The organism is Burkholderia sp. SR8 (genome assembly GCF_052851275.1).
Genome location: NZ_JAULUC010000004.1, coordinates 190,933 through 214,572 on the forward strand (window position 1 = coordinate 190,933; position 23,640 = coordinate 214,572).

Sequence of the window (23,640 nt, forward strand, 5' to 3'; positions counted from 1 at the left end):
CCGGTGCGGCGCCCGGCTTCGCGGGTCCGGGCAAGTCCGGCCTACCAGGGTCAATCCATCACTCTCTTTTGATCAATCATCATGTTCAATCGCTCTACCAGCACCGTCGCCAACGTCGATCCGGAACTCTGGACTGCCATTCAGGACGAGAACCGCCGGCAGGAAGATCACATCGAGCTGATCGCGTCGGAAAACTACACGAGTCCGGCCGTGATGGCTGCACAGGGCTCGCAGCTCACGAACAAGTACGCGGAAGGGTATCCGGGCAAGCGCTACTACGGCGGCTGCGAATACGTCGACGTGGTCGAGCAACTGGCGATCGACCGCGTGAAGCAGCTGTTCGGCGCGGAAGCGGCGAACGTGCAGCCGAACTCCGGTTCGCAGGCGAACCAGGGCGTGTTCTTCGCGATGCTCAAGCCGGGCGACACGATCATGGGGCTGAGCCTCGCGCACGGCGGCCACCTGACGCACGGCTCGCCGGTGAACATGTCGGGCAAGTGGTTCAACGTCGTCAGCTACGGCCTGAACGAGAACGAAGACATCGACTACGACGCGGCCGAGAAGCTCGCGAACGAACACAAGCCGAAGCTGATCGTCGCGGGCGCGTCGGCGTTCGCGCTGAAGATCGATTTCGAGCGTCTCGCGAAGATCGCGAAGTCGGTCGGCGCATACCTGATGGTCGACATGGCGCACTACGCGGGGCTAATCGCGGCAGGCGTGTATCCGAACCCGGTGCCGCATGCCGACTTCGTGACGACGACGACGCACAAGAGCCTGCGCGGCCCGCGCGGCGGCGTGATCCTGATGAAAGCCGAGTACGAGAAGCCGATCAACTCGGCGATCTTCCCGGGCATCCAGGGCGGCCCGCTGATGCACGTGATCGCGGCGAAGGCCGTGGCGTTCAAGGAAGCGCTGTCGCCGGAGTTCAAGGAATATCAGCAGAAGGTGGTCGAGAACGCACGCGTGCTGGCTGAAACGCTGGTCAAGCGCGGGCTGCGCATCGTGTCGGGCCGCACGGAAAGCCACGTGATGCTGGTGGACCTGCGCGCGAAGCACATCACGGGCAAGGCAGCTGAGGCGGCGCTCGGTGCGGCGCACATCACGGTGAACAAGAACGCGATCCCGAACGATCCGGAAAAGCCGTTCGTGACGAGCGGCATCCGCCTGGGTTCGCCGGCGATGACGACGCGCGGTTTCGGCCCGGCGGAAGCGGAGCAGGTCGGCAACCTGATCGCCGACGTGCTCGAAGCGCCGGAAGATGCGGCGACGATCGAGCGCGTGCGCGGTCTGGTCGCGGAGCTGACCAAGCGTTTCCCGGTCTATGGCTAAGAAGTCGGCCAAGAAGCGGCAACCGGATTTGGTCGGGTTCAACCGCCTGCGCGGTTGAACCTTATGAACTCCGAAGCGATATAAAAAAATCCGGCTCGCATCATCACGCGAGCCGGATTTTTTGCGCTGTGTTCAAGCGAAGGTCGCGTCACACCGTCGGATCGACGTTCGCCTCCAGTTCGCGAATGCGTTCGTCGTTGCGCGTGTCCTTCAGCACCGGCGGCCCCGCGAACGACTTGCGCACGCCGAAGCCGTACCAGATGACCATCAGCACGACCACGAACGCGACGAGCACGTAAAGCACCTTTTCGTTCGGCGGCTGGATGCCGACATACGCGAGCACGCATGCGCCCACCAGTGCGAGAAACGCGCACGGCTTCGACCAGATGCCGAGCTGGAACGGGCCCTTTTCGGTCCACGTGCGCCCTTCGGCCAGCATCCCGGAGCCGATCGGCATTGCATACGAGATGAACAGGAACACGGCGCTGCCGGCGCTCAGCACCGAGAACGCGTCGCCGTACAGCGTGACGACGATCGCGAGCACCGCGCACGTCCAGATCGCCGGGCCGGGCGTCCGATGGTTGTGGTTCACGCTGCGCAGCAGCTTCGATGCCGGCAGCCCGCCGTCGCGCGCAAACGCGTACATCATCCGCGACGTCGACATGATCGCGGCGAGCCCGCACACGTAGTTGATGAAGAACATCGCGAGTTCGAGGCTGATGCGCAGCGTCTTCGGAATCGGCGCGAGGATCGCCTCGAAGAAGCCGGTGCCCTGCTTCATCGCGGCGGTCAGGTCCGGCATCACCAGCACGAACGCGCACACCATCACGTAGCCGAACACCGCGGACCAGAACACGGAGCCGATGATCCCGCGCGGCACGTTCTTCGCTGCATCGTGCGTCTCTTCCGACGTGTGCGCGGACGCATCGAAGCCCGTGATCGTGTAGGTCACCAGCAGCAGGCCGGACAGGAACGCGAGCGGCGTGGTCTGTTTCGGCCATGCGCCGCCGTCGACGCCGGTGAAGTTCGTGAAGGTGACGAGCCGATGCAGATCGAACGCGACCGGCGAGTACACCAGCAGCGACACGACCAGCGCGATCGTCACGACGAAGATCAGGTAGCCGGACAGGTCCGTGATCTTGCTCGCGATCCTGATTCCGCGTGCGTTCAGGATTGCCTGCGAGATCGTGATGAACGCGATGAACGCGGTCTGGTGCCACCAGGTCAGGCTGTCGGGGCTGACGCCGAACATCGGCGCGATCAGCGTCTTGAAGAATGGATCGTAGGTGCCGAAGTTGATCGCCGCGATCACGAAGATCAGGCCGATCAGGTTCAGCCACGCCGTCATCCACCCCCACTTCTTGCCGCCGAGGATCGCGCCCCAGTGATAGAGGCCGCCGGCGGTCGGGAACGCCGACGCGATCTGCGACATCGACACCGCGACGATCAGCGCGAACAGCGAGCCGAGCGGCCAGCCGAGGCCGATCGATGCGCCGCCGGCCGCGGAAAACGCGAGCTGGAACGCGGTGATGCCGCCCGACAGGATGCAGATCACCGAAAACGACACCGCGAAGTTCGAGAAGCCGCTCATGCGTCTCGACAGCTCCTGCGCGTATCCCATCTTGTGGAGAAGGCTCACGTCACTGTCGGTGCCTGAATCAGGCTGGAGTTTCGCATCCATGTTTGTTTGCTCCATCACGAATGTCCTGCGCGGCAGGACCGTCATCGCTGCCCCGGGCCCATCCGGCGGCCCGCTCCTGGAATTCGTCGGCGGCACGCGGCGTCATGCGGAGATGACGGCCGCTTGCCGGTCCGATACGGGAACGGTATGAAGCCAAATCTCGCGGCGATATCGGATTTCGGCAATGTGACGAAACTTCTGGTGCGTGCACCGTTCGGGGGCACGGTGTGGCGGCTTGTGGTTTGTAAGAAACCAGGAGGAATCGCGGATGCGCCATGCATGTCGACATGCGGGCGCGGGAAGAAGGGCGCGCTCCTGACGCGGCATCGATCGTATCGTGAGGCGGAATGCCGGACGGATCGACGCCGGGAGCGCGCGGGGGGTGTTCCGTTACGTTGGCGTTGGACTCAAAGCGTCACCGCGCGCCGCGCGGTCAGCCGATTCCACAGCATCCCCGATCGGCTCCCGCTTCGGCAATACGCGAGCACCGGCTTCGGCAGTTCATCGACCAGCGCGCCGAACGCATCGACTTCCGCGTCGCCGATCCGGTCGCGCTCGACCGGCAGATAACGCGCGTCGAGGCCGAGCTCGCGTGCCGCGGCGGCGATCTCGTCGAACGACGGCTGATCGGCGCTTTCGCCGTCCGGCCGATTGCAGATCACCGCGCGAAAGCCCGCGTTGCGAATCGCCTTCAGCTCCGCCGGTGTGATCTGCCGCGATGCCGTGAACCCGGTCGCGGCCGAAGCACGGCATTGCTCGAGCGCGCGTTCGAAACACGCGATCGCGAAGTCGACGTCCTGCTCCGTCGTGAAGCGGCCGAAGCTGATGCGCACCGTGCGGCCGGCCGTTTCCGCATCGAGCCCGATCGCGGTCAGCACGTGCGACGGTGCGCCACTCGTCGAATTGCATGCGGAGGTCGACGACACGGCGAGCGAATCGCCGAGCATGAACGGGAAGAAGCCCGGCGCATTGACCGTGAGGCTCAACGTGTGCGGAATGCGGCGTGCGGCTGCGGCGTTGTGCGTGATGTCGCCGAGCGCGAGCAGCGCGTCCTTCAGGCGCGCGCTGAGTGCCGCGATGCGTGCGCTCTCGCGCTCGAGCTTGTCGGCGGCCAGTTCGCACGCGGTGCCCATCCCGACGATCTGATGCGTCGCGAGCGTGCCCGAGCGCAGGCCGCGCTCATGGCCGCCGCCGTGAATCTGCGGCGCGATGCGATCGGCAATGTCGCGGCGCACGAACAGCGCGCCGATACCCTTCGGACCGTAGACCTTGTGCGCGGACATCGACAGCAGGTCGATGCCGAGCGCGCGCACGTCGATCGGCGTCTTGCCGAGCGCCTGCGCGGCGTCGACGTGCAGCAGCGCGCCGGCCGCGTGCACGATGCGCGAAATTGCGGCGATGTCGGTCAGCGTGCCGAGCTCGTTGTTGACGAGCATCAGCGATACGAGGCCCGTATCGGGGCCGATCGCCGCGGCCACCGCATCGACGGTGATTTCGCCGTCGGCGGTGGGCGACAGGCAGGTCGCCGTCATTCCGCGCTTGGCGAGGTTTGCCACCGTGTCGAGGATCGCCTTGTGTTCGATGCGGCTCGTGATCAGGTGGCGCTTGTCGGTCGCGGTTTCCGCATAGCCTTTCAGCGCGAGGTTGTTCGATTCGGTGGCGCCCGACGTCCAGACGATTTCATCGGCATCCGCGCCGATCAGCGCGGCAACCTGCGCGCGCGCGTGCTCGACCTTTTCCTTCGCGAGGCGGCCGGCGGCGTGCGAACTCGACGCGGGATTGCCGAAGATGCCGTCGGCGCCGAGGCAGGCGGTCATCGCTTCGATCACGCGGGGATCCGCAGGCGTCGTGGCTGCGTAGTCGAGGTAGTGCAGCGGGGTGGTATCGCTCATGTCCTTCTCTGGTTCTTTCTCTTCGTGACGGGAGAAATGATACGAGGGGAAGCGGGGAAAATGGATCCAAAATGCGCTGAGCGTCGGGTGCCGAGTGGAAGAATATTCCCTTCGTGTTGCCTTATGGAAAATTAAATCCTGTCGTGGCCGGATGGACCCCTGTGGCGATCGGCCGATGTCTATGAGGGATTCCCCCGGTGACCCAGGCATCGGCGCCATTCCGGTGCTGTCGAAGCCCGTCGCGCGCTGTCCGCTGACGGCCCGCGCAGCGCGCGTCCGATTATTTGCATTTCGCGAATGGCGCGTTCGCCGGTTGTTCGATACCCGATCCGCATTCGCACCCCTATCGTTCGGGCGTCGGCTGATTGAATTCGACGCCTGCAACCGGAAGGCGGCCGCCATTTCCCCGCGACTCGCGTCGCATCGCACATCCAAGACAACGGACCTGGCTCATGCACGGACGCTCCGGCGCGCGCAGGCTGACCAGCTCCACGGAGACAGACATGAAAGCAAACGAGTGGGATACCGCGTACGAGTGGAAGGCGGTCACGCTGCTGGCGCTCGGTTTCGGGCTGGTCGGCCTCGACCGCTGGCTCATCGCGCCGCTGTTCCCGTCGATCATGAAGGACCTCAACCTGACCGCGCAGGACGTCGGCAACTGCATCGGCGTGCTCGGGCTGTCGTGGGGCATCTTCGCGGCGCTGATGGGCGGCATTTCCGACAAGATCGGCCGCCGCAAGGTGCTGATTCCGGCGATCGTCGCGTTCTCGCTGCTGTCGGGCTTCTCGGGGCTCGCGGGCGGGCTGCTCGGCCTGATCGCGATTCGCGGGCTGATGGGTGTCGCCGAAGGCTCGTTCTGCCCGACCAGCTTCGCGGCGACCGCCGACGCGTCGCATCCGCGGCGGCGCGGCCTGAACCTCGGGCTGCAGCAAAGCGGCTTCGCGCTGTTCGGGCTTGCGCTGTCACCGATCATCGCGACGCAACTGCTCGAGTTCGTGTCGTGGCGCTGGGTGTTCGCGCTCGTCGCGATTCCCGGGCTGATCCTCGGCGCGATCATGTTCTTCGTGATCCGAGAACCGAAGCGCGCGAAGGAGGTCGTGTCGGAACACGCGCCGGCGTCGCTCGGCCACGTGCTCAAGAGCCGCAACATCCTCGTCGCGATGGCCGCATTGTGTTGCGCGATGACGGGCGTGTTCGTGCTCGGCGCGCTGCTGCCGCTGTACCTGACCGACTACCTGTCGCTCGGCACGCAGAAGATGGGGCTCGTCGTGTCGGCAATCGGCTTCGGCGGCTTTCTCGGGCAGTTCGGGTTGCCGGGGCTGTCCGACCTGGTCGGCCGCCGCCTCGCGAGCATCGTCGGCTTTGCCGGCACGGCCGTGATGCTCTACATCTTCCGCGGCCTCGGCCCGCAACCCGTCACGCTGTTCATCGTGCTGTTCGTCGCGTCGTTCTTCACGCTCGGGCTGGTGTCGCTGCTGTCGGGCCCGGTTGCGACCGAAGCCGCGCCGGTCGGCCTCGTGTCGACGTCGATCGGCGTGGTGGTCGGCTGCGGCGAAATCTTCGGCGGCGGCATCGCGCCGGCGATGGGCGGCTACGTCGCCGCGCACTTCGGCATCCAGAACATTCTGTGGCTGCCGATGGGCGCGGTGCTGCTCGGCATCGTGGTCAGCATGCTGCTGCGCGAAACCGCGCCGGCCGTGCTGCAGCGGCGCGTGGGCGTGCACCCCGAGCTGACGGCCGGCAAGCAGCCGTGACGTGCCGCAGGCGCTCGGCACGATTGACACCCGTCAGGTGACAGACTGACGCCTTTCGCATGACCCAACCGGCCGGCGGCTGCGGTTAGACTGCCTGTTTCGCTTTCGGGAAGGGCGCGGTATGGACCGGTTTCTGAGCATCGAAGCATTCGTCAGGGTCGCGGAGGCGAGCAGTTTCGCGGAAGCGGCCCGGCAGCTTGGGGTCACCAGTTCGGTCGTGACGAACCGCATCCAGCAGCTGGAGAAGTTCGTCAACGCGCCGCTGTTCCATCGCAGCACGCGCCACGTTCGGTTGTCCGAAGTCGGCGAGACCTTCTACCGCGAATGCGCCGAGGTGGTCGGGCGCGTGAACGAGCTGACCGACCAGATGCGCGAACTGCGCGCGACACCGACCGGACGGCTGCGCATCCAGATGCTGCCCGGTTTCGCGCTCGATCACTTCGGCGTGCCGCTCGCCGAATTCAATCGCCGCTATCCGGGCATCCAGCTCGACATCATCGTCAATGACCGTGTCGTGGACCCTGTCGAAGAAGGGTTCGACATCGCGTTCCAGATCTTCCCGCCGATTTCCGAGTCGCTGATCGAGCGGCGCCTGTTCGTGGTGCGGCGGCTCTTCTGCGCGTCGCCCGCGTACCTCGACGCGCATGGTGCGCCACAACATCCGCGCGAATTGCTGCAGCACACCACGGCGCTGTATTCGGGTTATCCATCACGCAATCGCTGGACGCTCACACGCGGCGACGAAGTCGTCGAGATGGAGCTGCCCGGCATGATCCGCTCGAACTCCGTGCACCTGCTGCGCGAGTACGCGCTGACGGGCGGCGGCGTCGTCTGCCTGCCGACGCTGGTCGCGAGCGACGCGCTCGTCGCGGGCCGGCTGGTCCCCATTCTCACCGACTTCCAGATCGCGCCGCTGAGCTTCGCGGCCGTCTATCCCGCAACGCAGCGACAGGCGCTGAAGGTCAAGGCGCTGGTCGAATTCCTCGTCGAATACATCGGCGACGAATCGCCGTGGGACCGTCCGCTGCTGGAGCGCGGCTGGGTCCGCTGAGCGCGGCGATTATTCGCGAAACGCAAATGCCGTAGTCGCGGTCCGTTGCCTTGTTGACGCGCGCCGCCGCCCCTAAAGTTGAATCCAACAAGCGGTTCAACTCAGGAGACAGCAATGACCGACACGGCATTCCACACCGTCTTTGGTTCGCTCGACGGCTACACCCGCGGCGAGATCGAAATCACCAGCGGCAGCGCGAAGCACTACGCGTTCTCCAACATCTTCGACGTCGCATCGAAGTCGGCGCCGTACGAGAAAGTCGTCGCCGGCAAGAACCTCGAATACGTGATCGAAGTGCTGCGCACCGACGGCCAGTCGCCGTGGTTCGCGTGTGCGCACGACGAGTTCGCGATCCAGATGGATGGCGAAGTCCGCGTCGAATTCATCAAGCTCGACAACCCGCCGACCACCGGCCGCGGCACCGTGCGCGCCGGCATGCAGCCGGCGGGCCGCGAGATGGGCTACGTCGTGCTGCGCAAGGGGCACCAGGCGCTGCTGCCGGCCGGCTGCGCATACCGGTTCGCCGCGAGCAAGCCGGGCGTCGCGCTCGTGCAGACCGTGCTCGGCGAGCTGTCCGTCGAGAAGTGGGCCGACATCTGCGTGCACTGACCCACCCGACCGCCCCATTCAAATATCCCTGGAGACACGTTATGGCCACCCTCGAGACCCTCGATCTTTCCGCAGGCTTCGCCGCCGATCTGGTACAGGCCACGGAAGCCGATGCCGTCACCGGTTACCGCCGCTTCCGGCTCGGCGAATTCGCGTTCCAGCGCGACGAGTACTTCGTGAAGATCAGCTGGCCCGCGAAAGGGCAGACCCGCACGCATGCGATCCCCGCGGACGCGTTCCTGCGCGCGATGATGCGCGACGTCGCGTGGGGTTTCTTCTACGGCTGGGTGAACTTCGATCACGTGTTCGGCACGCGCAATCACTACGGCAAGGTCGACGTGTATGCGGGTACGTTCAACGGCATCCTGAAGGAAGCCGGCGTCGACTACACCGAGACGTTCGACACGCCGACGATCATGGCGACCTTCAAGGCGATGCTGCACGACTGGACCAACGAAGGCTTCGATCCGTTCGCGGCGCCGGAAGAGACGGGCAGCGCGTTCGGCCGCAAGCACGGCGAGAACGGCGCGGCGATCGAGCGCACGCGCATCGCGACGCGCCGCATGCCGGGCCTCGAAGGCGACTCGCCGCTGCGCGGCGAGCTGCCGGTCAACCGCGCGTTTGTCGACGTCGGCCAGGACGAGCCGGAAGTGCACGCGAAGCCCGGCTTCGAAGGCGAACTGCACGCGTTCAACCTGTTCAAGTACCTGTCGCGCTCGGACGTGACGTGGAATCCGTCGGTCACGTCCGTGTGCGGGCGCAGCCTGTTCTGCCCGACGACCGAGGAATTCATCCTGCCGGTGTTCCATGGCAACGACCGCGTCGAATGGTTCCTGCAACTGTCCGACGAAATCGTGTGGGACATCGGCGACAAGAACACCGGTGCGCCGCGCGCGCGGATCACGATGCGCGCCGGCGACATCTGCGCGATGCCGGCCGACATCCGGCACCAGGGCTACTCGACGAAGCGTTCGATGCTGCTGGTCTGGGAAAACGCGACGCCGGATCTGCCGCAGCGATACGAGAGCGGCGAGCTTGCGCCGTATCCGATCGCGTTCTAAGCCGCGCTTCAGCAAAAAACCGAGGACGATTCATGCAAACCCAACTCTTCATCGACGGTCGCTTCGTCGACGCCGTCGACCGAGGCACGATCGACGTGCTCAATCCGCACGACGGCTCGCCGATCACGAAGATCGCGGCTGCCACCGCGGCGGACGTGGACCTGGCAGTCGAAGCCGCGACCCGTGCGTTTCCGAAATGGTCGGCGCTGCCGGCAGCCGAACGCGGCCGGCTGCTGCTGCGTCTTGCCGATGCGATCGAAGCCAATGCCGAGGAACTCGCGCAGCTCGAATCGCTCGACACCGGTCATCCGATCCGCGATTCGCGCGCGCTCGACGTGCCGCGCACGGCCGGCTGCTTTCGCTACTTCGGCGGGATGGCCGACAAGCTGCAAGGCTCGGTGATTCCCGTCGAAACCGGCTTCCTGAACTACGTGCAGCGTGCACCGATCGGCGTCGTCGGCCAGATCGTGCCGTGGAATTTCCCGCTGATGTTCACCAGCTGGAAGATGGGCCCGGCACTGGCCGCGGGCAACACGGTCGTGCTCAAGCCGTCGGAGATCACGCCGCTGTCGACGCTGCGGATCGTCGAACTGATGGCCGAGGTCGGTTTCCCTGCAGGCGTCGTCAATATCGTTCCCGGCTATGGACATACGGCCGGCCAGCGGCTCGCCGAACATCCCGGCGTCGGCAAGATCGCGTTCACCGGTTCGACCGCGACGGGCCGCCGGATCGTCGAAGCGTCGCAGGGCAACCTGAAGCGCGTGCAGCTGGAACTCGGCGGCAAGGGCGCGAACATCGTGTTCGACGACGCGAATCTCGATGCCGCCATCAACGGCGCGGCCTGGGCGATCTTCCACAACCAGGGGCAGGCGTGCATCGCGGGTTCGCGTCTCGTGCTGCATGAACGTGTCGCGGACGAATTCCTCGAGCGCTTCGTGTCGCTGGCTTCGTCGATCCGCATCGGCAACCCGCTGGACCCGGACACCGAGATGGGCCCGCTGACGTCGAAGCAGCACCTCGACCGCGTACTGTCCTTCGTCGACGTCGCGCGCGAGCAGGGCGGCCGCGTGCTCGCGGGCGGCAGCGCGCCGCAGGAGGCCGCGCTCGCGAACGGCTACTACGTGCGTCCGACCGTCATCGAAGCGAAGAGCGCCGCCGATCGCGTCGCACAGGAGGAAGTGTTCGGGCCGTTCGTCACCGTGCTGCGCTTCGGCAGCGACGACGAAGCGCTGTCGATCGCCAACGCGACCGAATACGGGCTCGGCAGCGGCTTGTGGACCAACGATCTGTCGCGCGCGCACCGGATGGCGTCGAAGATCGACGCGGGCATGTGCTGGATCAACTGCTACAAGCGCGTGAACCCGGGCAGCCCGTTCGGCGGCATCGGCAAGTCGGGCTACGGCCGCGAGATGGGTTTCGAGGCGATGCACGACTACACGGAAGCGCGCTCGGTGTGGGTCAACGTCGACGGCAACGTGCCGCCGCACTTCAAGCGTTGAGGATGCGATGGAGCGCTTCGTCTACCAGGGAACGCCTTCGCGCGTCGTGTTCGAATGGGGCGCGCTCGAACGGCTGCCGGACGAACTGACCGCGCTCGGCGCGCAGCGGGCGCTGATCCTGTCGACGCCCGAGCAGCAGCCGCTCGCGGAACGCGTCCGTGGCGTGCTCGGCGAGCGTGCGGCCGGCGTGTGCGCGCAGGCCGTGATGCACGTGCCGGTCGAAGTCGCGCGTGCGGCGCGCGAGATGGCCGCCGAGCTGGGCGCGGACTGCTGCATCGCGATCGGCGGCGGCTCGACGATCGGGCTCGGCAAGGCGATCGCGCTCGAATCGTCGCTGCCGATCCTCGCCGTGCCGACCACGTACGCGGGCTCGGAGATGACGCCGATCTACGGGCTCACGGAAGGGCGGTTGAAGCGCACCGGGCGCGACGCGCGCGTGCTGCCGCGTACGGTGCTCTACGATCCGTCGCTGACGCTGTCGCTGTCGCCGGGTATCTCGGCCGCGTCCGGCGTCAATGCGATGGCGCACGCGGTCGAAGCGCTGTACGCGGAAGATGCGAACCCGGTGATCAGCCTGATGGCGGAGGAATCGATTCGAGCGCTCGGCGAAGCGCTGCCCGCGATCGTGCGCGCGCCCGACGATCGCGAGATGCGCAGCCGCGCACTGTACGGCGCATGGCTGGCCGGCACGTGCCTGGGCGCCGTCGGCATGGCGTTGCATCACAAGCTCTGTCATACGCTCGGCGGCACCTTCAACCTGCCGCACGCGCAGACGCACGCCGCGATGTTGCCGCATACCGCGCACTACAACCATGCGGCGGCGCCCGACGCGCTGCGACGTGTCGCGCGGGCGCTGGGCGGTAACGACGCGGCCGAAGCCGGCCCGCTGTTGTTCGAGCTGAACCGGCAGCTTGGCTTGTCCGCCGCGCTCGCCGACATCGGGATGCCCGAAGCGGGCCTCGACGAGGCCGCCGACCTCGCATGCCGGAATCCGTATGCGAACCCGCGCGCGGTCGAACGCGCGCCGATCCGCGAATTGCTTCAGCATGCGTGGGAAGGGCGCGCGCCGCAGTGAGCGGCTGCCCGGATCAAAGGAGACGAACGTGACGAATGATCATCATGACGGCGATACGCGGCTGACCGAGCAGGTCGTCGCGAGCTTCGACGGTACGCCGAACCCGCGCTTGCGCGTGCTGATGCAGAGCCTCGTGCGGCACCTGCATGCGTTCGTCCGCGAAACGGAACTGACCGAGGCCGAGTGGATGGCCGCGATCCGCTTCCTGACCGAAACCGGACAGATGTGCGACGACGTCGTGCGGCAGGAGTTCATCCTGCTGTCGGACACGCTGGGCGTGTCGATGCTGGTCGATGCGATCAACCATCGTTTTGCGACCGGCGCGACGGAAACGACCGTGTTCGGTCCGTTCTACATCGAAGGCATGCCCGAGCGCGCGTATGGCGAGAACATGGCGTTCACGCCCGGCACGCCGGTGCTCGTGCATGGCCGCGTGCTGACCGTCGACGGTGCGCCGGTGCCGGACGCCGTGCTCGATGTGTGGCAGACCGCCGACAACGGCATGTATTCCGGACAGGACAAGGAACAGCCGCACGGCAACCTGCGCGGCCGCTACCGGACCGATGCCGAAGGCCGCTATGCGATCACGACGATTCTGCCGGTCAGCTACCCGATTCCGACCGACGGCCCGGTCGGCACGATGCTCGACGCGACCGGGCGGCATCCGTGGCGGCCCGCGCATCTGCACTTCATGATCGACGCGCCGGGCTATCGCAAGCTTGTCACGCATCTGTTCGACGAGGAAGACGAATACCTGCGATCCGATGCCGTGTTCGGCGTGAAGCCGTCGCTGATGGTCGCGTATCGTCCGCGTGACGCAGGCGATGAACTCGCGCGCCGGTTCGGGCTGAGCGGTGCGTACCGCGAAGCGACGTACGACTTCGTGCTCGACCGGAGTTGACCGACATGGCCCGATTCTTTGCGGTGTTCGCGACGGACCAGCCGGGGATGCGCGACGTGCGCGACCGCGTGCGTTCCACGCATCGCAGCTATCTGCGCTCGGCGGCTCAGCATGGCGTGTACGTGCGGCTCGGCGGCCCGACACTCGATCCGCAGGGCGATGCGATGAACGGCACGCTGCTCGTGATCGAGGCCGACGACATCGATGCCGTGATGCGGTTCGTCGGCAACGATCCGTATGTGAAGGAAGGGCTGTTCTCGCGGGTGGAAGTGCGTCCGTGGGACTGGAGCCTCGGCAACCCCGAGCGGAGAGTGTGAGCATGGGCGCGACGCAACTGTGCCGCTTCGCCGAGGTGCCTGACGGTGGCGCACGGGTCGTCGACGAAGCATGCATCGGCCGACCGTTGATCGTCGTGCGACGCGGGGAGCAGGTGTGGGCGTATGTGAACCGCTGCCCGCACTTCTCGGTTCCGCTCGATTTCGTGCCGGGCAACGTGTCCTGCTATCGGTCGCAGGTGCTGATGTGTGCGCATCACAGTGCGTTGTTCCGGTTCGACGATGGGGTGTGTATCGACGGACCGTGTTCGGGTGCCGGACTCGAAGCGGTCGCGGTCGAAGTGGATTCGGCCGCGTGGGTGATTTGTCGAAACGCTTGAATCGGTCGCTCGGGTAGTCGCGTCGGGTTCGATGAAATCGGCAATCGGCGTGATCTTCTCCGTGTCGTTGAATCAGTATCGCTAACTAAATTCAGATGTGCCGGCCTGAATCGGACCTGATCCGGGCGGGGGAAGGTGTTGTTTCGAGACGCATCGGGCGAGTCCCCATGAAGCAGCGGACGCTCGCTCAAATTTCCAAAAAAGACGGAGACACAATGAAACTCAGGTTTGGTGTACTCGCGATGCTCGCCATCGCGCCGGGCGCGTACGCGCAAAGCAGCGTGACGCTGTTCGGTCTGATCGACAGCGGCATTTCGTATGTCAGCAACGAGGGCGGCGGGAAGAACGTCAAGTTCGACGACGGCATCTTTACACCGAACCTGTTCGGCCTGCGCGGCACGGAAGATCTCGGCGGCGGATATCGCGCGACGTTCGCGCTCGTGAATCAGTTCTCGATGGCGAACGGCAGCATCATCGGCACGGGCATCTTCGCGCGCAACGCTTACGTCGGCATCGAGAGCGACCGGCTCGGCAGCGTCCGGCTCGGGAATCAGTACGACTTCATGGTGGATGCGCTGTTCGCGAAAGGGAACGCGATCTCGATGGACATCACGGGGCTGTACGGGTTCAGGAACGGGCCGTTCCAGCGGCTGGCGCTGCCGAACAATCCGACCGGCGCGTTCGACTGGGATCGCACCGCGGGCAGCAAACCGGTCGCGAATTCCGTCAAATACAGTTCGCCGACGATCGGCGGGTTTTCCGGCGGCGTGATGTATGCGTTCGGCGGCGTGGCCGGTTCCGTCGGTGCGAACAACACCGTGAGTGCGGGATTGAACTACGACGTCGGCGGATTCGGCATCGGCGCGGCCTATACGAACGAGAAGTACGGTTCCGCGCCCGGGACGCCGTCGACGAGTGTGCGCAACTGGGGCGTCGGCATGCACTACGACTTCGGCGCGGTGACAGCGAAGGCGCTGCTGACCACTGTCCACAACTCGTTCAACGACGCCGGCGTGTGGATGGCCGAAGCGGGCGGCGTCTGGCGCATCCGGCCGGACGTCTTTCTCGGCGCGAAGTACATGTACATGAAGGGCAACGAAGCCGTGAACGACAACCATGCGCATCAGGTCAGCGTCGCGCTGCAATACCTGTTGTCGAAGCGGACGATGGTGTACGTGTCCGCCGATTATCAACGCGCGAACAGCGGCGCGAACGCGCAGATCAACGGTGTACTCGATGCGAACGGCGCGTCGAGTTCAGCGAGTCAGGCCGTCGCGCGGATCGGCGTGCATACGATGTTTTGACGCGCAAAGGCTCTGCGCGTTGCTTCCGTTCGCGGAAACGGTCTGCGTCGTCGTTCGGCGCGGACCGTGTTTCCCCAACAGGGGCGGCGCGCCGCGTTGCCGGTGCGCGCGCGGCGGCAGGCGGCATTTGCGTCCGGACCTGCCACCATTCCAACTATTGCCTTGCCGCTGCTGCCTCTTTGGCCTTGTCCAGCTCTGCCGCCAGCGCTGCGTCCGCCGCCTGCGCCCGCTGGACGGCCGGACGCGCCAGGATGCGGTCGATGTAGGCGCGCACGACGGGCGTCTCTGGCATCAGTTTGAACATCGTGATCCAGTTCAGCGCCGCGCCCCACAGGATGTCCGCCGCCGTGAAGCGCTCGCCTAGCAGATAGGGCCCCTTGGCCAGTTGCGCATTGATCGTGTTGACGACGGTATCGAAGTCGCCGTACGGCGACGTCGAGTAAGCGGCAGGCGGGCGATTCATCGAGCGGTCGACGACGGCCGGCTCGAGGCAGGAGCCATAGAACGTCATCCAGCGCAGATACGGTCCGCGCAGCGCATCGCCCGGCGCCGGCGACAGGCCGGCTTCCGGATACAGTTCCGCCGCGTACAGGTAGACGGCCGCCTGCTCGGTGACGATCACGTCGCCGTGACGCAGCGCGGGAACCTTGCCCATCGGATTGATCGCGAGGTAATCGGCTTCGTGGTGTTTACCGGTCGTGAGATCGAATGTGTGAAGTTCATAGTCGGCGCCCAACTCCTCGAGCAGCATGCGCACGCCGGCCGATCGGCTGCGCGGGGAGTGGAAGAGAGTAAGGTGACGGTCTTGCGGCATCGCGGGCTCCGGCGTGTGCGGTCGTGGACGGGAATTCAAATGTAGGACGGTTGGGCGCCGCCGTCTTGGAAAAACCCGCTGTGGCGGTGCATCATCACGCAGTCACCTCAACGGTTCGTCAGCATGGCCGACTTGCGTAACGTGACCGGCACGCCCAAGGGCGTCGTCGGCCCGAAAGCCTTCAATCAGCGCTTCCGCCTGAATCGCTACCACCCGCGCGCCGAACTGGCCGGCGTGCTCGATCACCACTGGGTCGTCGAATGGGATCTGCGCGACCAGCCGCCGTTTGTGCAGCGCACGCTGCCGTATCCGTGCGTGAACCTCGTGTTCGATCGGCGGCAGACGGGGATCTTCGGGGTGGTGTCCGGCGCGTTCGAGACGACGCTGGCAGGTGCGGGGCGCGTGCTCGGATTGCGGTTCCGGCCGGGCGCGTTTCGGGCGTTTTTCGGCAAGCCCGTACATTTGATGACCGACAAGGTGCTGCCGGTGTCGACGCTGCTCGACTGCGACGATGCCGAAGCCGAAGACGCGGTGCTCGGCGCCGCGGATGACGCCGGAATGGTGGCCGCCGCGGAAGCGCTGCTGATGCGCGTGCTGCCGCCGCCCGATCCGCAGGTCGAGCGCATTCATGCGATCTTGCAGATGCTGCAGCAGGATCTCGGGCTCACGCACGTGCGTGATCTCGCCGAGCGTGCAGGGTCGAGCGAGCGCACGCTGCAGCAGCTGTTTTCGAACTATGTGGGTGTGACGCCGAAGTGGGTGATCTGTCGATATCGATTGCATGAGGCCGCCGACAAGCTCGCGGGCGGCGAGACGGTCGATCTCGCCGAACTCGCTCAGTCGTTGGGATACTTCGATCAGGCGCATTTCACGCGCGATTTTCGGAAGCTGGTGGGGAAGGCGCCTGCGGAGTATCGGCGGGAAGATCGACAGGGATAAGGGGCACGAATTCCGGGCGGGCGGGGGCGCCGTCTGCGAAATTTTGCACACTGGATGCGTTGTCGATCATTCCACCCTATAGTGCTCGTCGTTGACCGATCTGCAAGAGAATCAGGAGCTCACCGTGTTGCACCGGAAATCCAGGCTGCGCCGTTCCAAGTTGGTGTGCGCCGTCGCGCTGGCGGTGATGCTGGCGCCGTTCGCTGCGCATGCTCAGGAGGCTGTCGACGGCACGGCGCGCGTTGCGCCAGTCGTCGATCACGATACGTCATCTGCCCGCCCGATTGTCGGCGACGACCCGGTTGCCATTCGCGATGCGCTGAAGAAGCTGCACATCAGCGCCAGCACGCCTTCGTTGACTGCTCGGGTCCGTGGTCTGGTTTCCGGCGGTGTCGTCCGGCATGAGCCGAATCCCGAGCTGGCAGCCGTCGATCTGGATCGCGACGTGACGTTCGTGGTGCCGGTGCAGTACGGCGTGAGGTACCAATCGAAGCGGCAACTGTTGACGGTCGATGTCGATCTGTTTGACGCAGAGCGCAACGACCGCACGGGCATTCTGCTCAGAAAGGTCATCACGGGGCGGCGAGGGCGAGGGCTCGTGGTTGCGCCCGAAGCGAAGGCGAAGGGGTATATCCAGCAGATCGACATCATCGAGCTCGAGTCGGGGCACGGCAAGAAGACTACCGTTCGGAGCGGGATGCGGGTTTCGCCCGCTGTGTATGCGCAAACGCATGGCGATTTCGCGCTCGTTTTCTCCGGACGGCTGGTGCGGCCTTATCTGACGGAAGAAACCGAGCATGCCGAGCCGAGTATTGATGAGCCGACGGATATTACGACCACGGTCTCTACGTTGCACATGGATGTCGATGCGATCTCGCTGGTGAGCCCGTCGAGCGGGGTCGTGGTGGCGAGGAAGTTGCGGTTGTCGAAGTAGGGTTTTTCAAGTTGCTGGCGGACAGGTCGGTGACTTCGCAAGAACCTGTCCGCATTTTTGTGGGTGAGGCGGTTGAACAACGCGTTATCCGCGCGCCTTCATAAATCGCTCTCCGAACAGGATAGCAAACTGGTTCATCGCTGATTTCCAGTCGAACGCAGTCCGCACGGTTTTGGCCAGTACGTTGCGCAGCGCCAGCCAGAGCAGCTTGATGGCCGCCTCGTCATTGGGGAAGTGACCACGGGTCTTGATGATCTTGCGCAACTGCATATTCAAACTTTCTATCGCGTTCGTGGTGTACACGACCCGTCGAATCTCCGGCGGAAACACGTAGAACGGCACGACGTGCTCCCACGCGCGTTGCCACGACTGCACGATCGTCGGGTACTTCGCGCCCCAAGGGCCGTCGGCGAAGTCTTGCAGCGCCTGCCGCGCCGCCTCTTCGCTGGCAGCCGCGTAGATCGGGCGCAGCGCTGCGGCGAGCACCTTACGGTCCTTGTAGCTGGCGTATTCGAGGCTGTTGCGGATCAGATGCACGATGCAGGTCTGAACGGTGGTCCGCGGATAGGCCGCGCTGATGGCCTCGGTGAGCCCCTTCAGGCCATCGACCACGGCGATCAGGATGTCCTGGCAGCCGCGCGTCTTCAGTTCGTTGAACACCTTGAGCCAGAACTTGGCGCCCTCGGTTTGCTCGATCCAGAGGCCCAGCACGTCGCGCTGGCCGTCGGCCTGGATGCCCAAGGCCAGATAGACGGCCTTGTTGCTGACCACGCCGTCGTCGCGGATCTTGACCCGCAGCGCATCGAAGAACACCACCGGATACATCGTCTCAAGCGGGCGGCTTTGCCAGCTCAGCGCCTCGGCCATCACCTCGTCGGTGACCGAGCTGATGAAGTCGGCAGACACCTCGGTGCCGTAGCTCTCGGCCAGAAACGCTTGAATCTCCCGCACGCTCATGCCGCGGGCGTACATCGCGATGATACGTTCGTCGAAGCCGGTGAAGCGGCGCTCATGCTTGGGAATCAGGATCGGTTCGAAGCTGCCGTCGCGATCGCGGGGGACTTCGACCCGAACCGGACCACGATCGGTGATGACCGTCTTGCCGCTGGCGCCGTTGCGCTCGTTGGCTTGCCCGGCCGGCTTGGGCTGGCCCGACGGGTAGCCCAGATGCAGATTCATCTCGGCGCCCATTGCGCGTTCGATGATCGCTTTGTTGAACGCCAGCATCAGGTCCTGCACTTCGGTCGGCGTCATCGGCCCCTTGACCAGTTGGTCCAGCAGTTCCTTGGGCAGTTCAGGCAGCGGCCCGCGGGCCGCTGCCTGACGCGCTACAGTTTGCCTTTTCTTCTTCATCGGCATATCCATGACTTTTACACCTCATGATATGCCTCGCCCACGAAATCACGGATAGGTCCCTTCGCAACGACGGTGCCTGAACTGCCCAAGGAACTGCTCGACCCGGTGGTCAAGGGGCCGATGACGACGGCTCCCCGGATACGTCCCGCCAGCAGAAAAGAGCCCCACCAATCCTCACTCCACCGTCACCGACTTAGCCAGATTCCTGGGCTTATCAATATCCGTCCCCCGAGCCAACGCAGCGTGATAAGCGAGCAACTGCATCGGCAGCGTATGCAGAATCGGCGACAGCGGCCCGTAGTACTCATTGAGCCGAATCACCTCGATGCCATCACTCGGCACCAACCCACAGTCCACATCCGCGAAAACAAAAAGCCTGCCGTTCCGCGCACTGACTTCATGCATGTTCGACTTGAGCTTCTCCAGAAGCACATCATTCGGCGCCACCGCGATAACGGGCATTTCATTACTGACCAACGCCAGCGGCCCATGCTTCAACTCCCCGGCCGGATAAGCCTCCGCATGAATATAAGAAATCTCCTTCATCTTCAGCGCGCCTTCGAGTGCGGTCGGATAATGCATCCCGCGCCCGAGAAACAGCATGTTGTCGCGTCGCGCGAGCATCTCCGACCAGCCCATGATCTGCGGCTCAAGCGCAAGCACCTTCGACATCGCATCGGGCAGATGCCGCAGCGCACGCAAGTGCTCCTTCTCCTCGTCATCGCTCAACCGCCCGCGCACCTGTGCCAGTGACAGCGTCAGCAGGAACAACGCAACGAGCTGCGTCGTAAAAGCCTTCGTCGAAGCCACGCCGATCTCGATTCCCGCCCGCGTGACGAACTGCAGCGCGCATTCGCGCATCAGCGCACTGGTCGCGACATTGCAGATCGCGAGCGTATGCATCATCCCGCGCTGCTTCGCGACATGCACCGCACCGAGCACATCAGCCGTCTCGCCGCTCTGCGACACCGCGACAACCAGCGTACGCGGATTCGCCACGCTGTCGCGATACCGAAACTCGCTCGCGATCTCGACGCCTACCGGCAACTTCGCGATGCTCTCGATCCAGTACTTCGCGGTCAGCGCCGCGTGATAGCTGCCGCCGCATGCGAGCAGCAACACCGAATCGACGTCGTTGAACACGCGCCACGCGCCGTCGCCGAACAGCTCCGGCATGATCGACCCGACGTCGAGCAGCGTATCGGCCACCGCCTGCGGCTGCTCGAAAATCTCCTTCTGCATGTAGTAGCGATACGACCCGAGGTCGGCCGCGCCGCTATGCGCGGCCACCCGCTGCACCGCGCGCTCGACACGCTGGCCGGTCGCATCGACGATCCAGTAGCGATGCAGTTGAACGTCCGCGACGTCGCCGTTCTCGAGGTAGGCGATGCGATCGGTGATGCCCGACAACGCGATCGCATCCGACGCGAGGAAGTTTTCGCCATCGCCGACACCGACGACGAGCGGCATCCCGTCGCGCGCACCGACGATCCGGTGCGGCTCGTCGCGGCACATCACCGCGATCGCGTAGCTGCCGCGCAGTCGCGCGACCGCGCGGCGCACCGCATCGAACAGGTCGCCGTCGTACAGATGATCGATCAGGTGCGCGATCGCCTCGCTGTCGGTCTGGCTCGCGAACACGTAGCCGTGCGCCTGCAGTTCCGCGCGCAGCTGATCGCAGTTCTCGATGATCCCGTTGTGCGACAGCGCGATGCGCGCGTTCTCGTCGCTCGGCGAGAAGTGCGGATGCGCATTGAGCGTGACGGGCGCGCCGTGTGTCGCCCAGCGCGTATGCGCGATGCCGGTGTAGCCCGACAACCCATGCTCGGCGATCTCGCGCTGCAGATTAGCGACGCGGTCGACGCTGCGCGCGCGTGCCAGCGCACGGTCGCGATAGACGACGACACCGCACGAGTCGTAGCCGCGGTATTCGAGCCGCTTCAGCCCGTCGACGAGGTTCGGCAGGATGTCCCGTTGGGCAACCGCCCCGACAATTCCACACATATCGCGCTCCGTAAATGTCCTGTCTGAATCCGTGACAGCGATGGTAGAGGTGCGCCAATGGAATTAAATTTCAAAATTATGCAATAAATGAAACACTGGGGCGATCGGTTATCATGTTGAAATAAAATTTCACACATTGACCGGAAGGAGCTGCCGATGGCCGGCATCACACTCGACGATCTCGACCTGCGCATTCTCGCGATCCTGCAGCACGACGCATCGGTGTCGAACCTGCAACTGGCGGAGCGCGCGCTGTCGTCGCCGCCGACCTGCATGCGCCGCGTGCGCCGGCTGACGGAAGCGGGAGTAATCCGCCGCCAGGTCGCGGTGCTCGATCCGGTCGCGATCGGCACGGCCGTCACGGCGTTGATCGAAATCAGCCTCGACCGGCAGACGGCCGAGGACTACGACGCGTTCGAAGCGTACGTATGTGCTGAGCCGTCGGTCACGCAGTGCTATCGCGTGTCGCCGGGGCCGGATTTCGTGGTGGTGGCCGATCTGGCCGACGTCGCCGAATACGACGAATTCGCGCGGCGGCTGTTCACCGGCGCGTCGAACGTGCGCAACGTGCGGACGTTCTTCTCGACGCATCGCGCGAAGTTCGAGGCAAACGCGCGAGTCGCGCATGCGATGCGCAAGCGCGCGTGACCGCATCGCGGCGCTCGCCTCATCACGCGACCGCCAGGGGCCCCGACCATGTCCGCGGCCACGAGTGCCTGCTGGTCGCAGACCGGCACGCGCCGCCGTTCAATCAGAACGCGAGCGACTGCTGCATCGCATGGCGCTCGCCGCGCTGAAACCCGGCACCTTCGAGCGACAGCAACGCGCGCTTCCGTTCGATCCCGCCCGCATACCCGGTCAAGCTGCCCGACGCGCCGATCACGCGATGGCACGGCACCATGATCGACACCGGATTGCGGCCGACCGCACCGCCCACCGCACGCGCAGCGCTCATCGGCAACCCGACACGTTCGGTGATGTCGCCATACGACACGAGTTCGCCGAACGGAATCGCGAGCAGTTGCTTCCACACGCTGCGTTGAAACGCGGTGCCGCGCAGGTGAATCGGCACGGTGAACGTCTCGCGCGTGCCGGTGAAATACTCGGCGACTTCTTCGGCGACCTTGCGCGCGAGCGGCGACGCGTTGCGCGCGTCGGCGTTCGCATCGGGCGCGATCGCAAGCGACGGATAGTATTTCTGGCCGACGAAGAACAGGCCAGTCAGCGCATCGTCCTCGATGCGGATGGCGATGTCGCCCAGTGGGCTCGCGATCAGATGAGCGGGAGTCATCGCAACACTTCTCCTTGAAGCCGCCACACATGCAGTGCGGCATACGCGCGCCACGGCGCCCACCGTGCCGCGTGCGGCTCGGATGATGCGATGCGCGGGCGCTCGGCATTGGCGGCACGTCGGGCAAACCACGCTTCGTCGGCGGGGAACGCATTCGGCCACGCCATCGCGCGCATCGCGACGTACTGCACCGCGCGTTCGTCGAAGCCCGGCAGCGCGCGCAGCGCGGCGAGGGTCGCATCGAGCGGCGCCATCGGTTCGAGCACGAGCGTGCCGTCGGCAACCGCGCGTGCCAGCGACACGATGGCATGCGCCGCAGCGCGCGTCACGCCGATTGCTTCCAGCGCCGCCGGCGGCGTATCCGCCAGCGTGTCGGCGGCAGGCAACGCGTGCGTGAGGCCGGGCGGCGCGCCGTCAGCCGATATCGGCATTCCGAAGCGTTCCGCCACTCGCGCGAGCGCGGCACCGCCGTCCGTCGCCGCCAGGTGTTCACCCGCGATTGCCCGGACCGCGATCTCGAGCCCGTCGAACGCGCCGGGCACGCGCAGGCCCGGCGTGCCGTCGGCGAGTTCGCCGAGATGCGCATCGATCACGTCGGGGCGGCTGTCGAGATCGAAGAGGCGCCGCACGCGCGCGAGCACGGCCGGCACGACGGGCGTCAGCGCGGGCGACACGGTGACGGCGAGTGCGAACCGCTGCGGCACGTGCGTAACGGACAGCCAGCCGGTCACCTGCCCGTTGCGCTCGCCATTCGGCAGCGCGACGGCGCGCGCGTAGCCATGCGCATCGATCCGCTCGACGCCGACGATCTGCCGCTGCGCGAGAAAGCGCATCAGCTCGCCCCATGCGAACGGCGGCCGGTACGGCAGCGGAAACGTCATGTCGCCGCCGGCGGCTGCGCCGGCACCCTTGCGCACGCGCAGCGGATTGAGGCCGTAGCGTTGCCGGAACAAGTCGTTGAAGCGCCGCACGCTGCCGAACCCGGCGGTCGACGCGACGACGGCCACCGGCAGCGCGGTATCGGTCAGCAGCCGTTTCGCCATCAACAGCCGCTGCGTCTGCGCGAATTCGACCGTCGACACGCCGAACTGCGCGGCGAAGATCCTTCGCAAGTGACGCTCGGTCACCCCGACTCGCCGCGCGAGCGCATCGATGCCGTGCTCGTTCAGGAAGCCATTCTCGATCAGCGCCGCCGCGGCGTCGGCGAGATTGCCGGACAGGTCGAGCAAGCCGTGGCCCGGGGCAAGCTCGGGCCGGCACCGCATGCACGGCCGGAAGCCGGCTTTCTCAGCGGCGGCGGCGGTCGGGTAATAGCTGCAGTTCTGCGCCTTCGGCGGCTTCACCGGACAAACGGGGCGGCAATACACGCCCGTCGTCGACACGCCGACGAAGAACCAGCCGTCGAAGCGGCGGTTCCGCGAAAGCAGGGCGTCGTAGCAGATGTCGGGATCGAGGCGCATGCAACGACTGTAAACCATCGGCGGCTGCGAT

Annotated in this window: 21 protein-coding genes; 14 read left to right on the top strand and 7 right to left on the bottom strand. The window is 65.5% G+C overall.

Annotated elements, in window-relative coordinates:
• The first annotated feature begins 81 nt into the window (after positions 1–81).
• Complete coding sequence (gene glyA / locus Q3A80_RS06640; RefSeq protein ID WP_446328273.1) at positions 82–1,329, top strand: serine hydroxymethyltransferase; 1,248 nt, start codon at positions 82–84, stop codon at positions 1,327–1,329.
• Positions 1,330–1,477: 148 nt separating this feature from the next.
• Here the strand turns inward: glyA and Q3A80_RS06645 are convergent, their stop codons facing one another.
• On the bottom strand, positions 1,478–3,010 hold the full coding sequence (locus Q3A80_RS06645; protein WP_446328274.1) for an amino acid permease: 1,533 nt from the start codon (positions 3,008–3,010) through the stop codon (positions 1,478–1,480).
• Positions 3,011–3,417: 407 nt separating this feature from the next.
• Entirely contained in the window at positions 3,418–4,902 is a 1,485-nt protein-coding gene (locus Q3A80_RS06650; RefSeq protein WP_446328275.1) for an aminotransferase class V-fold PLP-dependent enzyme, read from the bottom strand.
• A 503-nt stretch (positions 4,903–5,405) separates the two neighbouring features.
• Here Q3A80_RS06650 and Q3A80_RS06655 point away from each other — a divergent pair.
• From Q3A80_RS06655 to Q3A80_RS06700, 10 genes are all read left to right on the top strand, one after another.
• The gene (locus Q3A80_RS06655) at positions 5,406–6,656 is read left to right on the top strand and encodes an MFS transporter (RefSeq protein ID WP_446328276.1); all 1,251 of its coding nucleotides are present in this window, start codon (positions 5,406–5,408) and stop codon (positions 6,654–6,656) included.
• 121 nt (positions 6,657–6,777) lie between these two features.
• On the top strand, positions 6,778–7,707 hold the full coding sequence (locus Q3A80_RS06660; RefSeq protein ID WP_044848336.1) for a LysR family transcriptional regulator: 930 nt from the start codon (positions 6,778–6,780) through the stop codon (positions 7,705–7,707).
• Between the two features lie 114 nt (positions 7,708–7,821).
• Entirely contained in the window at positions 7,822–8,316 is a 495-nt protein-coding gene (locus Q3A80_RS06665; RefSeq protein ID WP_446328277.1) for a hydroxyquinol 1,2-dioxygenase, read from the top strand.
• 41 nt (positions 8,317–8,357) lie between these two features.
• Complete coding sequence (locus Q3A80_RS06670) at positions 8,358–9,377, top strand: hydroxyquinol 1,2-dioxygenase (protein ID WP_446328278.1); 1,020 nt, start codon at positions 8,358–8,360, stop codon at positions 9,375–9,377.
• Positions 9,378–9,409: 32 nt separating this feature from the next.
• Entirely contained in the window at positions 9,410–10,876 is a 1,467-nt protein-coding gene (locus Q3A80_RS06675; RefSeq protein WP_446328279.1) for an aldehyde dehydrogenase family protein, read from the top strand.
• A gap of 7 nt (positions 10,877–10,883) precedes the next feature.
• Complete coding sequence (locus tag Q3A80_RS06680; RefSeq protein WP_446328280.1) at positions 10,884–11,951, top strand: maleylacetate reductase; 1,068 nt, start codon at positions 10,884–10,886, stop codon at positions 11,949–11,951.
• A gap of 28 nt (positions 11,952–11,979) precedes the next feature.
• The gene (locus Q3A80_RS06685) at positions 11,980–12,852 is read left to right on the top strand and encodes an intradiol ring-cleavage dioxygenase (RefSeq protein WP_446328281.1); all 873 of its coding nucleotides are present in this window, start codon (positions 11,980–11,982) and stop codon (positions 12,850–12,852) included.
• 5 nt (positions 12,853–12,857) lie between these two features.
• Positions 12,858–13,169 (top strand): YciI family protein, encoded by a 312-nt coding sequence (locus Q3A80_RS06690; protein WP_006405414.1) that lies wholly within the window; start codon positions 12,858–12,860, stop codon positions 13,167–13,169.
• Between the two features lie 2 nt (positions 13,170–13,171).
• Positions 13,172–13,507 carry a Rieske (2Fe-2S) protein gene (locus Q3A80_RS06695; RefSeq protein ID WP_446328282.1) on the top strand — a complete coding sequence of 112 codons (336 nt, stop codon included), beginning with the start codon at positions 13,172–13,174 and terminating at the stop codon, positions 13,505–13,507.
• A gap of 215 nt (positions 13,508–13,722) precedes the next feature.
• Positions 13,723–14,811 carry a porin gene (locus tag Q3A80_RS06700; protein WP_446328283.1) on the top strand — a complete coding sequence of 363 codons (1,089 nt, stop codon included), beginning with the start codon at positions 13,723–13,725 and terminating at the stop codon, positions 14,809–14,811.
• A gap of 154 nt (positions 14,812–14,965) precedes the next feature.
• Here the strand turns inward: Q3A80_RS06700 and Q3A80_RS06705 are convergent, their stop codons facing one another.
• Entirely contained in the window at positions 14,966–15,625 is a 660-nt protein-coding gene (locus Q3A80_RS06705; protein ID WP_446328284.1) for a glutathione S-transferase family protein, read from the bottom strand.
• 123 nt (positions 15,626–15,748) lie between these two features.
• On the opposite strand from Q3A80_RS06705, the gene Q3A80_RS06710 reads away from it, so the two are divergent.
• Both Q3A80_RS06710 and Q3A80_RS06715 read left to right on the top strand, forming a co-directional pair.
• On the top strand, positions 15,749–16,564 hold the full coding sequence (locus Q3A80_RS06710) for an AraC family transcriptional regulator (protein WP_446328285.1): 816 nt from the start codon (positions 15,749–15,751) through the stop codon (positions 16,562–16,564).
• A 124-nt stretch (positions 16,565–16,688) separates the two neighbouring features.
• Positions 16,689–17,498: a hypothetical protein gene (locus Q3A80_RS06715; protein ID WP_446328441.1), complete on the top strand. Its 810-nt coding sequence runs from the start codon at positions 16,689–16,691 to the stop codon at positions 17,496–17,498.
• An 84-nt stretch (positions 17,499–17,582) separates the two neighbouring features.
• On the opposite strand, the gene Q3A80_RS06720 is transcribed toward Q3A80_RS06715, so the two are convergent.
• Positions 17,583–18,857 carry an IS256-like element ISBcen18 family transposase gene (locus tag Q3A80_RS06720; RefSeq protein WP_370539293.1) on the bottom strand — a complete coding sequence of 425 codons (1,275 nt, stop codon included), beginning with the start codon at positions 18,855–18,857 and terminating at the stop codon, positions 17,583–17,585.
• A gap of 171 nt (positions 18,858–19,028) precedes the next feature.
• Positions 19,029–20,858, bottom strand: coding sequence for a glutamine--fructose-6-phosphate transaminase (isomerizing) (glmS, locus tag Q3A80_RS06725; protein ID WP_446328286.1), 1,830 nt, complete (start codon positions 20,856–20,858; stop codon positions 19,029–19,031).
• Between the two features lie 156 nt (positions 20,859–21,014).
• Between glmS and Q3A80_RS06730 the strand changes: the two genes are divergently transcribed.
• Positions 21,015–21,506 carry an Lrp/AsnC family transcriptional regulator gene (locus Q3A80_RS06730; protein WP_446328287.1) on the top strand — a complete coding sequence of 164 codons (492 nt, stop codon included), beginning with the start codon at positions 21,015–21,017 and terminating at the stop codon, positions 21,504–21,506.
• Between the two features lie 103 nt (positions 21,507–21,609).
• Here the strand turns inward: Q3A80_RS06730 and Q3A80_RS06735 are convergent, their stop codons facing one another.
• Both Q3A80_RS06735 and Q3A80_RS06740 read right to left on the bottom strand, forming a co-directional pair.
• Positions 21,610–22,149 (bottom strand): methylated-DNA--[protein]-cysteine S-methyltransferase, encoded by a 540-nt coding sequence (locus Q3A80_RS06735; RefSeq protein WP_446328288.1) that lies wholly within the window; start codon positions 22,147–22,149, stop codon positions 21,610–21,612.
• Positions 22,146–23,627: a bifunctional transcriptional activator/DNA repair enzyme AdaA gene (locus Q3A80_RS06740; protein WP_446328289.1), complete on the bottom strand. Its 1,482-nt coding sequence runs from the start codon at positions 23,625–23,627 to the stop codon at positions 22,146–22,148. The genes Q3A80_RS06735 and Q3A80_RS06740 overlap by 4 nt, the downstream gene beginning before the upstream one ends.
• Positions 23,628–23,640: the final 13 nt, after the last annotated feature.

What these genes read in the sequence shown, in the direction of transcription:
- glyA (WP_446328273.1), top strand. Translation starts at nt 82, where the DNA reads ATGTTCAATCGCTCTACCAGCACCGTCGCCAACGTCGATCCGGAACTC.
- Q3A80_RS06645 (WP_446328274.1), bottom strand. Translation starts at nt 3,010, where the DNA reads ATGGATGCGAAACTCCAGCCTGATTCAGGCACCGACAGTGACGTGAGC.
- Q3A80_RS06650 (WP_446328275.1), bottom strand. Translation starts at nt 4,902, where the DNA reads ATGAGCGATACCACCCCGCTGCACTACCTCGACTACGCAGCCACGACG.
- Q3A80_RS06655 (WP_446328276.1), top strand. Translation starts at nt 5,406, where the DNA reads ATGAAAGCAAACGAGTGGGATACCGCGTACGAGTGGAAGGCGGTCACG.
- Q3A80_RS06660 (WP_044848336.1), top strand. Translation starts at nt 6,778, where the DNA reads ATGGACCGGTTTCTGAGCATCGAAGCATTCGTCAGGGTCGCGGAGGCG.
- Q3A80_RS06665 (WP_446328277.1), top strand. Translation starts at nt 7,822, where the DNA reads ATGACCGACACGGCATTCCACACCGTCTTTGGTTCGCTCGACGGCTAC.
- Q3A80_RS06670 (WP_446328278.1), top strand. Translation starts at nt 8,358, where the DNA reads ATGGCCACCCTCGAGACCCTCGATCTTTCCGCAGGCTTCGCCGCCGAT.
- Q3A80_RS06675 (WP_446328279.1), top strand. Translation starts at nt 9,410, where the DNA reads ATGCAAACCCAACTCTTCATCGACGGTCGCTTCGTCGACGCCGTCGAC.
- Q3A80_RS06680 (WP_446328280.1), top strand. Translation starts at nt 10,884, where the DNA reads ATGGAGCGCTTCGTCTACCAGGGAACGCCTTCGCGCGTCGTGTTCGAA.
- Q3A80_RS06690 (WP_006405414.1), top strand. Translation starts at nt 12,858, where the DNA reads ATGGCCCGATTCTTTGCGGTGTTCGCGACGGACCAGCCGGGGATGCGC.
- Q3A80_RS06695 (WP_446328282.1), top strand. Translation starts at nt 13,172, where the DNA reads ATGGGCGCGACGCAACTGTGCCGCTTCGCCGAGGTGCCTGACGGTGGC.
- Q3A80_RS06700 (WP_446328283.1), top strand. Translation starts at nt 13,723, where the DNA reads ATGAAACTCAGGTTTGGTGTACTCGCGATGCTCGCCATCGCGCCGGGC.
- Q3A80_RS06705 (WP_446328284.1), bottom strand. Translation starts at nt 15,625, where the DNA reads ATGCCGCAAGACCGTCACCTTACTCTCTTCCACTCCCCGCGCAGCCGA.
- Q3A80_RS06710 (WP_446328285.1), top strand. Translation starts at nt 15,749, where the DNA reads ATGGCCGACTTGCGTAACGTGACCGGCACGCCCAAGGGCGTCGTCGGC.
- Q3A80_RS06720 (WP_370539293.1), bottom strand. Translation starts at nt 18,857, where the DNA reads ATGCCGATGAAGAAGAAAAGGCAAACTGTAGCGCGTCAGGCAGCGGCC.
- glmS (WP_446328286.1), bottom strand. Translation starts at nt 20,858, where the DNA reads ATGTGTGGAATTGTCGGGGCGGTTGCCCAACGGGACATCCTGCCGAAC.
- Q3A80_RS06730 (WP_446328287.1), top strand. Translation starts at nt 21,015, where the DNA reads ATGGCCGGCATCACACTCGACGATCTCGACCTGCGCATTCTCGCGATC.
- Q3A80_RS06735 (WP_446328288.1), bottom strand. Translation starts at nt 22,149, where the DNA reads ATGACTCCCGCTCATCTGATCGCGAGCCCACTGGGCGACATCGCCATC.
- Q3A80_RS06740 (WP_446328289.1), bottom strand. Translation starts at nt 23,627, where the DNA reads ATGGTTTACAGTCGTTGCATGCGCCTCGATCCCGACATCTGCTACGAC.